A 12,846-nucleotide genomic window follows, 5' to 3' on the forward strand; every position below is an offset into this window, starting at 1 on the left:
TGATCGTGAACACCGACGCTCTGTGCGCGGCAATCAAGGACGTGTTCCAGGACACGCGTAGCGTGCTGGAACCCGCGGGCTCGCTGGCGGTGGCAGGTGCGAAACAATACGCGGAGCGCGAGGGCATCGAGGATCAGACGCTGATCGCCATCACCTCCGGCGCGAATATGAATTTCGACCGGATGCGTTTCGTCGCCGAGCGCGCCGAAGTGGGGGAAGCGCGCGAAGCGGTGTTCGCGGTGACGATCCCCGAGGAGCGCGGCAGCTTCCGGCGCTTCTGCGAACTGGTCGGCACGCGCAGCGTCACCGAATTCAACTACCGCATCGACGATGCCGAGCGCGCGCATATCTTCGTCGGCGTGCAGATCCGCAATCGCGGTGAGTCTCAGCAGATCGCCGGGGCTTTCGTCGAACACGGTTTCCCGAGCGTCGACCTGACCGGCGACGAACTCTCGAAACAGCACATCCGCTATATGGTGGGCGGGCGCTCGCCGCTCGCGCACGACGAACGCCTGTTCCGCTTCGAGTTTCCGGAACGTCCGGGCGCGCTGATGCGCTTCCTCTCGTCGATGGCGCCGAACTGGAATATCAGCCTGTTCCACTACCGCAACCAGGGCGCGGACTACAGCTCGATTCTGGTCGGCATCCAGGTGCCGGCCGCGGAGGATGCGGAGTTCCGCCGCTTCCTCGCGACGCTCGGTTATCCGCATTGGGAAGAGACGCAGAATCCGGCTTATCGTTTGTTCCTGAAGTAAGCGAAAGCGCGTTATTTACGAGAGATGCCCTGCGCCTTAGCGGGCGTCTCTCTGCGGCAGAACAAAGAAAAAATTAAAAAGGATACCTATTCAATCGGGCTGGGAATTATCGAATTGCATCGTGCCGAGATTGCGCAAGTGAAAACCCATTTAGCGGCAAAATAGAGTTTCAACGACACTTCCCGCGCTTCGAGAACACACACCATGACACTTGCCGATCCCGCCAACATTGCCAGCTGGCACGCTCACATTTACTTCGACGCCAATACGCGCGATACCGCCTGGGCCTTGCGCGAAACCATCGCCTCCGAGATTGGCGACGCCGTGGAAATCGGCCGCTTTCATGAGCGTCCGGTTGGTCCGCATCCGATGTGGTCCTATCAGCTTGCTGTGACAAATGAACGGTTTGCGGCCGTGTTCGCGTGGCTCGTCGTCAATCACGGCAAGCTCGATATCTTCGTGCATCCCAACACCGGCGACGACCTGCGCGATCATCGCGACGCAGCGGTCTGGATTGGCAATTCATATGCACTCAATCTCGCGGCACTCGGTGGCTGAAGCAAGAATAAATTAGCAAGCACATCAAAATAAAAATCAGACAAAACCCTCCGTATCCGATGCTCGCGCCTGAGTCGGATCGTCGCTGAAACGAAGTGTAAAAGTCCGTTCCAGCCCTCTTTGCATTCCTGCATAATCGCGCGTTTTGCCGGCCACACCGGTAAAACGTGCCTGTTTTTCTCTTCTGCTGTTTCAACTCAAGTTCGTTTCTGTATTGCCGTTAGTCAGGACGCGCAATCAAATTTTTGCAATCGCTTTCTGTAGACGAATAGCAGGCGATATGCGGATTTTGGGGTCGCCAGGACCCGAAGCAGCAAGGGAGGCGCGCCTGCATCTGGCGGCGGCATAGTGAGCCGACGCTGCTTCACGAAGAACCTTTACAAGGCACGATATGCGGTTTTCAAAATTCAGATTCGAAGCGCTCGCGTTGCTCGCGAGCGCCTTGCTCGCAGCTTGCGGCGGTGGTGGCGGTGGCGGCGGCTCATCCGGCAGTTCGGGCAGCTCGGCGGCCAATAACTCGTCGAACGGCAGCAGCAACACGGCGCAGGCCACCACCACGACAACGACTGCGCAGTCGAACGCGACCACCAACAGCGCGATCCTGATCACGCCGGCTTCGCAGATTACTGCGCTGCCGGGCGCGAGCGGCAACGCCAGCACCGACGGCGCGGCCTACATCAACGCGATGCGCAAAAACGTCGGCCTCACGGCGCTGCCCAGCAACGCGGGTCTGGCGACCGCCTCGGGCGATCACGCGACGTATCTGGTCGATAACCAGGCCTACGGCCACACCGAAACGGCGGGCAACCCAGGCTTCACCGGCGCCGATCCGCAAACGCGTATCCAGGCCGAAGGCAGCTTCACGATGATGGGCGAAGTGGTTGTGGCCGGCCAGCCCGCGGCGTTCAGCGACAGCGTCTCGCCGGTCGAGACGCTCTTCGACGCGCCGTTCCACCGCATCGTCATGCTCGACGACTTCACGTCGATGGGCGTGGGTTATATGGCCAACGCAAACTGGGAGGCGTTCAACATCGACTTTGGTTCGACCAGCGCCGATACGTTATCGGCGACTTCGCTCGTCGCCTATCCGTACGCGGGCGAGCAAGGCGTGCCGACCAGCTGGTTCGCCAACGAAGACCCGAATCCGTTCGCGAGCGCAACGCAGTACGAAATGACCACGGTCGGTTATCCGGTGACGATCCAGAGCGCGTTCGGTTCGACGCTCAGCTCGATGAGTTTCACGATCACGGCGACCAACGGCACCAACATCCCGTGCCTTGCGCAGACGCCGCAAACCACGCCGAGCGAACTGTCGAACGCCGCGCTGTGCGTGCCTTACTCGCCGCTTGCGGCCAGCACGACCTACTCGGTGCACGTGAAGGGTACGCTGACCGACGCTTCGAACCAGACGCACCCGATCGACGTGCTGTGGACGTTCACGACGGCCGCGTCGGGCGTGGCGCACAACGCGGAGCAAGGTCTGTCGAATCGCCCGCTGCCGAAGTTCTGATCGGCGCAAAGGTTGAAATGCAAAGGGGCCGCGGTGCACAACTGCGGCCCCTTTTGTTTGCGATTTGCGGCTTGCGGTGATATCGCGAGCCGCAACGGTAATCAATGCCCGAACGATTCCTTGGGTGCGTCCGGCGATGCCTGCACGGCGTGCGGCCGCGCGGCCTGTTTCACGAGCAGCGCGGCGCAGGCCACCAGACCCGCCACGGCGATGGTCGCGAAGATGCCCGCGAACGAGAAGTGACGGCGCGCCAGTTCGGCGACCAGGAACGATCCGGCGATCCCGCCGAAGCGCCCGATCCCCAGCATCCACGCGACGCCTGTGCCGCGCCCCTGGGTCGGGTAGAACGCCGCGGCGAGCGCGGGCATCGACGATTGCGCCGTGTTCATCAGCACGCCCGCGGCGAACACCACGAGCACCAGCGCGCCCACATTGCCCACGGCCTGGCCGATCATCCAGACCGACAACGCAGTCAGCGCATAGCACGCGGCGATGATGCGGTTGGCGTTGAAGCGGTCCATCAGCACACCGCACAGCACCGCGCCGATACCGCCGAGCGGGAATAGCGCCGCGATCAGCGTCGCGCGCGCGGGCGGCAAGCCGGCGTCCTTGAGCAGCAGCGGCATCCAGTTGATCGACGCATAAAAGATCACGAGGCCCATGAAATACGCGATCCACAGCATCAGCGAGCCGACCAGATAGCGGCCCGACAACACCACGCCGATGCCCTTACCGTCGGCGTGCGGCGCGGTTTCGGTCATGGTGAACGACTGCGCGGCCTGCGCGTCGGCGGAAATGCGCGCGAGCGCCGTGCGGATGCGCTCGGCCGGTTTGGCGTTCGCCACCAGATAGCGCACCGATTCCGGCATGCGCAGTGCGAGCGGAACGGCCAGCACGAGCGGCGTCACGCCCCCGAGCAGCAGCACGCTGCGCCAACCGAAGTGCGGAATCATCCACGCCGCCAAAAATCCGCCGAATGCAGCGCCCAGCGGAAAGCCGCAGAACATCAGATTGATGATGGTGGCGCGGCGGCTGTCGGGGCAGTATTCGCCCATCATCGTGACGGCGTTCGGCATGGCCGCGCCCAGCCCCACGCCGGTGGCGAAGCGCAACCAGACCAGATGGTCGATGCTGTCGGCGAACGCCGAAGCGAAACACGCCACGCCGAACACCAGCACCGAGCCGAGCAACATGGCGCGACGGCCGAGCCGGTCGGAAAGCGGCCCGGAAGCGAGCGCGCCAAAAGCGAGGCCGAAAAGTGCGGCGCTCAGCACCGGCGCGAGCGCGGGTTTGGCGAGTCTCCACTCGCCGAGCAGCGAAGGCGCGATAAAGCCGATGGCCGCCGTATCGAAGCCGTCGAGCAGCACGATGGCGAAGCACATCAGAAAGATGAACCACTGGAACGGCGAAAACGGATGCTCGTTGATGAACGTCTGGACGTTGACGGCACTGCGGCTCATGAAAGGTGTCTCCTCTGATCTCATGCGAAGTTCGCAAATAGCGCACACAAATTCGCTATGCGAACTCAGGACGTCATCCTACCCGTCTGCGGGCTGGCGCGATATCGGGGACTTTCTTGAGTGCATCCGGGCAAGCGCGACGGGCGTATCTTTATTTATGCATGCCGCGTGACGGCGTGTCGAACCTGAGTCTTTGTGCAGAAGGAGATCGACGTGAAGAACCGGATGCTTGTTTCAACGGCGCGCGCGGGCGCGCTCGCCTTGACGGTGGCGCTGGTGGCGGGATTGCCCGCGCGCGGCGCGTTCGCGCAGCTTTCGCAGAACGACGACCTGCGCTCGCCGCAGAACAGCCTTGCGCTGATGCCCAATGCGCCGCTGGGCAGCGAATATCCGACGCATGGCAACCGTCAGGCGGGCGAAATGCCGCTCGGACCAACCGATCCGCGCGGCCAGTTGACCAACGGCCTGCCGAATAATGCCGAGTCGGGCGGCTACGGCGCGCCGCAGGCGGGTCTGCATCCGCCGCAGGGCATGTAACGTCCTCCGGGCGCTCTCTAGATGCGTCCTGGAATCCAGCTCAGTTGAGCCTCGACGACTTCGCCGGGCGCGAGCGCGGTGCCGCCCACGTCGAGCCGCCCAGCCAGCCCATCCAGCTGAAGATTGAGCCAGTCAGTCGTGTTGCTGACCGGTTCGGCGCAGAACCACGGCAGGCCCTGGGCGCTGTAGAGCACGAAATAGTCGAGCGGCGCGCCCGCGCGTAGCGCCAGCCGACGGCCTTCATGTGGCCATTCGATCAGGGCCTCGCGGCGCCAGCCCGAGAAGTTGTTGTCGAGATCGAATTCGTCGACGATCAGCCCGTTTTCCAGCGCATCGACAGCGGGATGCGCGCTGAGTGTGACCGGCAGCACTTCGGCATCGATTTCCCACATCGCCCGCACGCGAGCGCTCAGGCGCGTACCGGGCGGCTTCGGATAATAAGGATGATGGCCGAAGCCGAACGGCATGGTGCGCGAACCCAGATTGCGCGCCCAGAGCCGCACGGCCAGCCCTGTTTCGTCGAGCGTGATGTGCTGGCGCGCCTCGTAGCTGAACGGCCAGCCTTCGCCGCCGCGTGCCGGCGCCTCGTGGACGAAGTGCAAAGTGACCGCATTGGCTTGCTGCGATTCCACGCGCCACGGACGCCGCCAGGCGTGGCCGTGCAGCGCATGACGCAGCGCGCCCGTGCCGCTCGGCAGATCGATCATCTCGCCTTCGAAACGAAAACGGCCGTCGCGAATCCGGTTGCAGTAGGGCATCAGCGGAAAGCTCGCCATGCCAAGCGGGTCGCGCGCGTCGATTGCCGCGCGCGTCGCGGGGCGTAGCCAGTGCTGCGCCGGGTCTTTGGGGTTGTCCTGGTCGTACCAGGCGGCGATCGAACCGCCTACGTGCGGCGCAATCAGCGCGTGAGAGCGCCCGTGCGTCAGCGCGACGAGTTGGCCATCGTCGAGCGTGGCGGCATTGAAGGGCGGGGCGGATGAAGAGCGGGGCGTCGGGGCGGCGTTCAAAGGCGCGATCTCCGGTGGCTCAAGAATATTACTAATAAATTGATAATATAGACCGGAAACCATGTGCTGAACCCGACTTCACATGCCGACTTACGCCAATTGTTCGGCAAAAATATTAGTGCTACGCTTCGGTCCACCAGCGCCCGCCCGGGACCTGGCCGTTCCTCTGCCGCCGGGTCGCGCAAGCTCATAGCCATCCGATGAAAAAATCGACCCAGCGCCGCCCGACCATGACCGACATCGCGAAAGCCGCGGGCGTGTCGCAATCGACGGTTTCGCTCGTGCTTAACGGCGCGGTCGGCGCCAAGCTCTCCGAGGCCACCCGCGACAAGGTGCACGAAGTCGCGCAGTCGCTCGGCTACCAGTTGCCGGTACGCGCGGCCCAGCCGCCCGCGCCGGCGGGCGATCGCAACCTGATCGTCTATATCGCCGACGAAATTTCCACCAGCCCGCATCCCGTTGTCAGCATCGACGGCGCGCGCGACGCCGCCTGGAATGCGGGCTGCGTGCTCGCGGTGTTTTCCACCCACGGCAACGCGCAGATGGAGCAGCGCGTGCTGCAGACACTCGCCATGCCCAATGTGCTCGGCGTGATCTACGCGACCGTCTACACGCGCAAGGTCACGGTGCCGCCTGCCTTGCTCAAGGTGCCCGCGGTGCTGCTCAACTGTTACGCCTCGGACCATGCGCTCTCGTCGGTGGTGCCGGCCGAAGTTGCGGGTGGTCATACCGCGACCGAGTATCTGATCGAGGCGGGGCATCGGCGCATCGGCTTCATCAACGGCGAGACCTGGCAGGACGCGGCGAAGGATCGCCTCAAGGGCTATCGCCAGGCGCTGGCGACCTCCGATCTGCCCTACGACCCAAGCCTCGTGCGTGACGGAGATTGGAGCCCAGACAAGGGCTTCGAACTGACGCTTTCGCTGATGCGCGAACCGAATCCGCCCACGGCGGTCTTCTGCGCCAACGACCTGATGGCGATTGGCGCGATCGAGGCGCTCAAGCAACTGGGCCTGCGCGTGCCGGAAGAGGTATCCGTGATCGGCTACGACGATCAGGAAATCGCCCGCCACACCCATCCGCCGCTCACCACGGTGGTGCTGCCGAATTATGAATTGGGTCGCTGGGCTGTCGATACGCTGTTGCAGGAAGAGCAAAACCGCAGCGCCGGCGCGCCGGTGCGCCACCGCACCGTGAAGCTCGACGGACCGCTGATCGAGCGCGCTTCGGTATGCGCGCCCAACCCCGTTGCCCCCGTGAATACCCTCATTAATATCTCTTAATTCTGACTGGTAATATTAGTTGGAGCAGTGCTCGTAATAACGAGGCGGATTTGTGCATCGCACGCTGACGCGCGGTATGCAAGGCGCCCGGTAAGAAAGACAAGACAGGAAAGACAACAAAGCCGCGGCAGGGCGCAGCCCATACCGCCAACGTCATTCACCGCTTTGCATGGGGCCGCGCAGGACGCACGGGGAGACCTGAGCGTCGGACGCAGCCGACAGGAGACAGCCATGCGTCGTCAACGAATCCAGTCCGCCCTCATTGCCGCCGGTCTGTGTGCGGCCCTTGCCGCCGCCGTATCGGGCAGCGCTTACGCGCAGTCCGATTCCGGCGCGCAGAAAGTCCAGTCGAATTCCAGCGAAACCTGCACCAATCCCAAGCCCGGCGGCAAAAAGCTGAGCGATATGGTGGTGGGCTTCTCGCAATCCGAGAATGAACAGAATCCGTTCCGCGCGACCGAAACGGCTTCGGTGCGCGAGGCCGCCAAGGCGGCGGGCGTCAAGCGCCTGCTGTATACGAATGCGAACGCCAACCAGGCCAAGCAGGTCGCCGACATCGAAAGCATGATCAACCAGGGCGCCGAGGCGCTCATCATCGCGCCGAACGACTCCACTGGCCTGCAGCCCGCTTTCGCGCAGGCGCGCGCCAAGGGCATTCCAGTTGTGACGATCGACCGCCTGACGGCGGGCACCTTCTGCCAGGACTACATCACGTTCCTCGGCTCCGACTTCTACAAGCAGGGCGAACGCGCAGCCAAGGCGCTCGCGGACGCGACCGGCGGCAAGGCCGTGATCGCCGAAATCCAGGGCGGCTACGGCAACACCGTCGAAAGCCAGCGCACCGATGGCTTCGCGGCGGGCCTGAAGGCCTACCCGAACATGAAGATCGCCGCTGCGCAGACGGCCAACTGGTCCACCACCGAAGCGCAAAAGGTGATGGAGCAGATCCTGCTTGCGCATCCGGACGTCGACGCCGTCTACACGCACGCCGACACCATGACGGTGGGCGCGATCACGGCACTGCGCCAGGCCGGCAAGCTCAAGGGCGTGAAGATCGTGTCGATCGACGGCACCAAGGAAATCGTCACCGATATCGACCAGGGCATCGTGGCCGCCGACGTCGAGACCAATCCGCGCTTCGGCCCACTTGCCTTCAAGTCGCTCGAGGACTGGATCGCGGGCAAGCCGGTGCCGCAAAAGCAGATCATGGACGACGCGCTGTTCGACAAGTCGAACGCCAAGTCGTCGCTGGCGGCGGGCAAGGTCTATTAAGCCAGAAGCACACGCAAAAGCGAGGCGATGACGATGAGCGCAGCAGGCGACGCATCCTTTTCCAGTGCCGAGCCGCGCGTCGTGCTGCAGACGCGCGGCGTGTCGAAAACCTTCGGCGTGGTGCGCGCGCTGCGCGACGTTTCGCTTACCTTGCGCGCGGGCGAAGTGCATGGTCTTGTCGGCGAAAACGGCGCGGGCAAATCGACGCTCATCAAGGTGCTTACGGGCTTTCATCAACCCGATGTCGGCGCGTTGACGCTCGATGGCGCGAACGTGTCCTTCGATAGCCCACGCGCGGCGCAAAGCGCGGGCGTGTGCGCCGTGTATCAGGAGATCAACCTGATTCCCGAGCGCAGCGTCGCCGACAATATCTACCTCTGCCACGAACCAAAACGCTTCGGCATCCTGACGGATCGCAGGCGCATGCTGGATGGCGCTGCCGAAATCGTGCAGCGTTACCGGCTGGCCGTCGATCCGGCGGCGAAACTGGGCACGCTGGGACTGGGCGCGCAGCAGATGGTGGCGATTGCGCGCGGCGTGTCGCTGGGCGCGCGCGTGCTGATTCTCGACGAACCGACTTCGGCGCTCAGCGGCGCGGAAGTGGATGTGTTGTTCGAAGTGGTGGACCGGCTGCGCGCGGAAGGCATCGCGCTGCTGTTCGTGAGTCATCGACTGTCCGAGTGCTACCGGCTGTGCGACCGCTTCACGGTGATGCGCGACGGCGCCGTGGTGCGCACGGGCACGCCCGATGAATTGCCGCGTGCGGCACTGATTGCCGCGATGCTCGGACGCGAAAGCGCCGGCGAACATGCATGGACCGACCGCTCGGGCCGCGCCGATGCGAACGCGCAAACGACGCCCGCGCTGCAGGTCGATGGGCTGCAATGGGGCAATCGTGTGCGCGATGTGGCGCTGCGCGTGGCGCCGCGCGAAATCGTGGGGCTTGCCGGGCTGCTGGGTTCGGGCCGCACGGAAACCTTCAAGACGATCTTCGGCGCGCAGAAGGCCGACGCGGGCGAGGTGAAGCTCAGCGGCCAGCCGCTCACGCATGCGACGCCTGCGCGTTCGATTAGCCGCGGTCTCGCTTTTCTTTCAGAGGACCGGCGCGCCGAGGGCATTTTTCCGCGTCTTTCGGTGCGGGAAAACATCGTCGCGAGTCTGTTGCCGCGTATTTCGCGCTTTGGTTTCATCTCGCGCGCGAAGGAAGCGCAGGTGGTGCGCGAGGCGATTGCGCGCCTGGGCGTCAAGACGGCGGGGCCGGGCGCGCTGATCACTACGCTCTCTGGCGGCAATCAGCAGAAGGTGTTGATTGCGCGCTGCCTGTCCACCCAGCCAGGCGTGCTGCTGCTCGACGATCCGACTCGTGGCATCGACGTCGGTGCGAAGGAAGAGGTGCACCGCGTGGTGCAGCAGCTCGCGCAGGAAGGGCTGGCGGTGGTGGTGACGTCCTCGGAAATGGAGGAACTGCTCGCGCTGACCGACCGGCTCGTGATGCTCAACGAAGGCGCGACGCAGGGCGGCATGCCCACGGCGGGCGCGCATCCCGACGACGTGCTCGCCGTGCTGGCGGGGCAAGGACCACACGCTGATGGCCACGAAGCTTGAATCGAACGAGGATCGTTTGAGTCCTTCGAATTTTCCCGCGCCGAATGTGCCACCCGCCCCCGGCGAACGACCGCGCGGCCGCGCGGCCTGGCTCACGCTGCTGCGCGAGAACAGCGTCTATTTCGCGCTGGCCGCGCTCGTGCTGTTCAATCTGGCCATTACGCCGGGTTTCTCGAATCCGTTCGCGGCGCGCAGTCTGCTGTTCGAGGCTGCGCCTATCGTGCTGATTGCGCTGGGCCAGAATCTGGCAATTGCTACACGCGGCATCGATTTATCGGTGGGCTCCGTGATGGCGCTCGCGAGCGCGTCGATTGCCGTGTTCCTGCCTTATGGCGTGGGCACGGCGCTGGTAGGGGCCGTCGCGGTGGGCGCGGTGGCTGGCTTGTGCAACGGCGCGCTGGTCGCGCTGCTCGCTATCGATCCGCTGATTTCCGGGCTGGCGCTGCTGGTGGCGGCGCGTGGTCTCGCCCAGGCGCTGCTCGGCGGCTCGCGTGTGAATCTGCCCGAGGCGCCGGCCTTCGATCTGCTCGGCGCGGGTGCGCTTGGGCCGGTGCCCATCGTCATGCTGATCGCGCTGGCGCTCGCGGCCGTGGTGGCGTTCGTGGTACGTCGCACGACCTTCGGGCGCTACACGATCCTTGTAGGCGCGAGCCGCAGCGCGGCGTTCCTCGCGGGTATTCCGGTGCGCCGCACGCTGTTCCTCGTTTATGTGGTGAGCGGCACGCTGGCTGGACTGGCGGGGCTGTTCGCCTCGTCGCGGCTTGGCGCGGCCGATCCGAACTACGTGGGCGTGAACTTCGAACTCGACGCGATCGCGGCCTCTGTGATCGGCGGCACGCCACTTTCGGGCGGACGGATTTCGATCGTCGGCGCGGTGTTCGGGGTGTTGTTGCTACAGGTGCTCGACGCGAGCTTCATCATGAACAACATCAGCTTTACGTATGCGCAGATCCTGAAGGCGGTGTTCATCGTCGTCGCGCTGTATCTGCAACGCTCGGGAGGCTGACCACATGGCCAACGACGCAACGCCGGCATCCTCTTCAACATCTGCCGCTGCCCCACGCGCGAGCCGCCGCGCGCAGATCATCGCACTCGTACAGTCGCGCGGCGCAATCGGCATGCTCGTAGTGGTCGCGCTGATCGCGGGCTTCGTGTTTCCCGACTTTCTGCGCCCAGCCAATCTCGCCGATATCGTGTCGAATAGTGCTTTCCTTGGCCTCGTCGCCGTGGGGCAAAGTCTGGTCATCATTCTTGGCGGCTTCGATCTTTCGGTCGGCTCGATGGTGGGGCTTGGCACTGTGCTCTCCGCTTACGCCGCACCGTATGGCTGGGGCGCGGCGATGCTGGCGCCCGTGGCGGCGGGGTTTCTCATCGGCATCGTCAATGGGCTGCTGATCGCGCGGGCACGCATGGCGCCGTTCATCGTGACGCTGGCCGCGCTGCTCGGGCTCAAGGGGTTCGCGCTGGTGCTCGCGAGTCAGGATCTGCTGATCGCCAATCCGGGGTTCTTCGCGCATATCGCCAATGGCGCGCTGTTTGGCATCAATAATCTGATCTGGGTGCTGGCGGTCGTTTATGCGCTTGGGGCGGTGCTGCTCAATCACACGCGCTTCGGCGCGGCGATCTTTGCGATCGGCGGTAATGAGGAGGCGGCGCGCATGCTCGGCGTGCGAGTGGAGCGTGTGAAGGTGCTGGCTTATGGCTTGTCGGGCGCACTTGCCGGACTGTCGGGCGCGTTGCTGGCCTCGCATCTGGATTCGGGGCTTGCGGCGGCGGGAACCGGTTATGAGCTTCAGTCGATTGCCGCTGCGGTGATTGGTGGCGTGTTGCTGACGGGTGGTGTGGGCACGATGGCGGGGCCGCTGGCGGGGGTGCTGCTGCTGGGCGTGATCGACAACGTCATCAATCAGGTCGGGACGTTGAGCCCTTACTATCAGAATCTCGCGAGCGGCGCGTTTCTGCTCGCTGCGGTGATCGTGCAGACGGTGCTGACAGGTCGTCGGCACGGCGCTGCCCGCGCGAGCGGCGGCGGGCGCAAGGGGTCCGCGCCGCGAGGTGCTGCGCGTACTTGACGGCTTCGGTTTAGGGGGCGTCGGGTTACTGCTTCGAAACTGTCAATTTGACGCGGGTCGTGCCATCGGATTGCGCCGTGATCTCGGTGCGGCTGCCGCGCTCTCCTAGATAGAAGTGTTGGCGTCCTGGTGCATTGCCGTCGTGCGTGGCGTTCGGCAGGCACGAGGCGATATCGGCACCTACGCCTTCGAGGGCGTCCGTGCCCGATCCGGTGTCGGCGTTGCGCGTGCTCCATGTGCATTGATAGGTGCCATGCGTGGCGGCGCATTGCGCATCGTCGCTATACGGCTGGGCGACGGCGCGGCCATCATCGGGGCTCAGTGAGGCGAAATGCTGCGGTGCGGCCGCGACGATGCGTTTGAGCGCGGCGCAGGGACTCGCGCTGTCGTCGGCGTGGGAGACGAGCGGCGCGAGTAACAGGAGTGCGGCGGCGATGGCCGGAGCGCTGCGGGCGAGATCTAGTGGCATGTTGAAATCGCTGCGTGAGTGGCAGCGCCTCTTGTGGTGATGTGCGGTAGCTGCAAACGTCGTGCCGGGAACGACGTTTGCAGTTGCTCGACCAGAACAATCACCACGAGGATCGCGTTATGAGCACAACAATCCGATACCCGATGCGCGTGGGCGCAATGCTGGCGGTAACGCTCACGCTGGCGACGACGACGTTGCCGGGCTATGCCGCGTCGCAGGATGAGCAGGATCACGCCTGTCGCGGCGATGCTTTTCACTTCTGCGTGAGCGAGATCCCTAACAAGGAGAAAATCACGGCGTGTATGAAGCAGCACTACG

The 12,846-nt window shown here is 64.3% G+C and carries 12 protein-coding genes and 1 pseudogene; 10 read left to right on the top strand and 3 right to left on the bottom strand.

What is annotated here, in order from left to right; genetic code table 11:
• From VG320_RS03655 to VG320_RS03665, 3 genes and pseudogenes are all read left to right on the top strand, one after another.
• Positions 1–755, top strand: a pseudogene (locus tag VG320_RS03655) (threonine ammonia-lyase, biosynthetic); the annotation flags it as partial.
• Positions 756–959: 204 nt separating this feature from the next.
• Positions 960–1,313: a DOPA 4,5-dioxygenase family protein gene (locus VG320_RS03660; protein ID WP_327198798.1), complete on the top strand. Its 354-nt coding sequence runs from the start codon at positions 960–962 to the stop codon at positions 1,311–1,313.
• Between the two features lie 391 nt (positions 1,314–1,704).
• Positions 1,705–2,823 carry a CAP domain-containing protein gene (locus VG320_RS03665; protein ID WP_327198799.1) on the top strand — a complete coding sequence of 373 codons (1,119 nt, stop codon included), beginning with the start codon at positions 1,705–1,707 and terminating at the stop codon, positions 2,821–2,823.
• A 101-nt stretch (positions 2,824–2,924) separates the two neighbouring features.
• Here the strand turns inward: VG320_RS03665 and VG320_RS03670 are convergent, their stop codons facing one another.
• The gene (locus VG320_RS03670) at positions 2,925–4,283 is read right to left on the bottom strand and encodes an MFS transporter (RefSeq protein WP_327198800.1); all 1,359 of its coding nucleotides are present in this window, start codon (positions 4,281–4,283) and stop codon (positions 2,925–2,927) included.
• 225 nt (positions 4,284–4,508) lie between these two features.
• On the opposite strand from VG320_RS03670, the gene VG320_RS03675 reads away from it, so the two are divergent.
• Entirely contained in the window at positions 4,509–4,820 is a 312-nt protein-coding gene (locus tag VG320_RS03675; protein WP_414695961.1) for a hypothetical protein, read from the top strand.
• A 17-nt stretch (positions 4,821–4,837) separates the two neighbouring features.
• On the opposite strand, the gene VG320_RS03680 is transcribed toward VG320_RS03675, so the two are convergent.
• Positions 4,838–5,827, bottom strand: a complete 990-nt coding sequence (locus tag VG320_RS03680; RefSeq protein ID WP_327198802.1) for an aldose 1-epimerase — start codon at positions 5,825–5,827, stop codon at positions 4,838–4,840.
• Positions 5,828–6,027: 200 nt separating this feature from the next.
• On the opposite strand from VG320_RS03680, the gene VG320_RS03685 reads away from it, so the two are divergent.
• From VG320_RS03685 to VG320_RS03705, 5 genes are all read left to right on the top strand, one after another.
• Positions 6,028–7,110, top strand: a complete 1,083-nt coding sequence (locus tag VG320_RS03685) for a LacI family DNA-binding transcriptional regulator (protein WP_327198803.1) — start codon at positions 6,028–6,030, stop codon at positions 7,108–7,110.
• 231 nt (positions 7,111–7,341) lie between these two features.
• Positions 7,342–8,382, top strand: a complete 1,041-nt coding sequence (locus VG320_RS03690) for an ABC transporter substrate-binding protein (RefSeq protein WP_327198804.1) — start codon at positions 7,342–7,344, stop codon at positions 8,380–8,382.
• 33 nt (positions 8,383–8,415) lie between these two features.
• A complete protein-coding gene (locus tag VG320_RS03695; RefSeq protein ID WP_327198805.1) occupies positions 8,416–9,987 on the top strand; it encodes a sugar ABC transporter ATP-binding protein in 1,572 nt (523 codons plus the stop codon).
• Positions 9,971–10,993: an ABC transporter permease gene (locus VG320_RS03700; protein ID WP_327198806.1), complete on the top strand. Its 1,023-nt coding sequence runs from the start codon at positions 9,971–9,973 to the stop codon at positions 10,991–10,993. Before VG320_RS03695 ends, VG320_RS03700 begins: the two co-directional genes overlap by 17 nt.
• 4 nt (positions 10,994–10,997) lie before the next feature.
• Positions 10,998–12,059, top strand: coding sequence for an ABC transporter permease (locus tag VG320_RS03705; RefSeq protein WP_327198807.1), 1,062 nt, complete (start codon positions 10,998–11,000; stop codon positions 12,057–12,059).
• A 25-nt stretch (positions 12,060–12,084) separates the two neighbouring features.
• Here VG320_RS03705 and VG320_RS03710 read toward each other — a convergent pair whose 3' ends face one another.
• Positions 12,085–12,528, bottom strand: coding sequence for a hypothetical protein (locus VG320_RS03710; RefSeq protein WP_327198808.1), 444 nt, complete (start codon positions 12,526–12,528; stop codon positions 12,085–12,087).
• 77 nt (positions 12,529–12,605) lie between these two features.
• On the opposite strand from VG320_RS03710, the gene VG320_RS03715 reads away from it, so the two are divergent.
• Positions 12,606–12,846: hypothetical protein (locus VG320_RS03715; protein ID WP_327198809.1), on the top strand; the 241-nt coding region annotated here is incomplete at its 3' end.

It is taken from the genome of Paraburkholderia sp., assembly GCF_035948235.1.
In the GTDB taxonomy this organism is placed as follows: domain Bacteria; phylum Pseudomonadota; class Gammaproteobacteria; order Burkholderiales; family Burkholderiaceae; genus Paraburkholderia.

Coding starts and splice junctions, on each gene's coding strand:
- VG320_RS03690 (WP_327198804.1), top strand. CDS start 7,342: ATGCGTCGTCAACGAATCCAGTCCGCCCTCATTGCCGCCGGTCTGTGT.
- VG320_RS03675 (WP_414695961.1), top strand. CDS start 4,509: ATGCTTGTTTCAACGGCGCGCGCGGGCGCGCTCGCCTTGACGGTGGCG.
- VG320_RS03695 (WP_327198805.1), top strand. CDS start 8,416: ATGAGCGCAGCAGGCGACGCATCCTTTTCCAGTGCCGAGCCGCGCGTC.
- VG320_RS03670 (WP_327198800.1), bottom strand. CDS start 4,283: ATGAGCCGCAGTGCCGTCAACGTCCAGACGTTCATCAACGAGCATCCG.
- VG320_RS03710 (WP_327198808.1), bottom strand. CDS start 12,528: ATGCCACTAGATCTCGCCCGCAGCGCTCCGGCCATCGCCGCCGCACTC.
- VG320_RS03705 (WP_327198807.1), top strand. CDS start 10,998: ATGGCCAACGACGCAACGCCGGCATCCTCTTCAACATCTGCCGCTGCC.
- VG320_RS03665 (WP_327198799.1), top strand. CDS start 1,705: ATGCGGTTTTCAAAATTCAGATTCGAAGCGCTCGCGTTGCTCGCGAGC.
- VG320_RS03685 (WP_327198803.1), top strand. CDS start 6,028: ATGAAAAAATCGACCCAGCGCCGCCCGACCATGACCGACATCGCGAAA.
- VG320_RS03660 (WP_327198798.1), top strand. CDS start 960: ATGACACTTGCCGATCCCGCCAACATTGCCAGCTGGCACGCTCACATT.
- VG320_RS03700 (WP_327198806.1), top strand. CDS start 9,971: ATGGCCACGAAGCTTGAATCGAACGAGGATCGTTTGAGTCCTTCGAAT.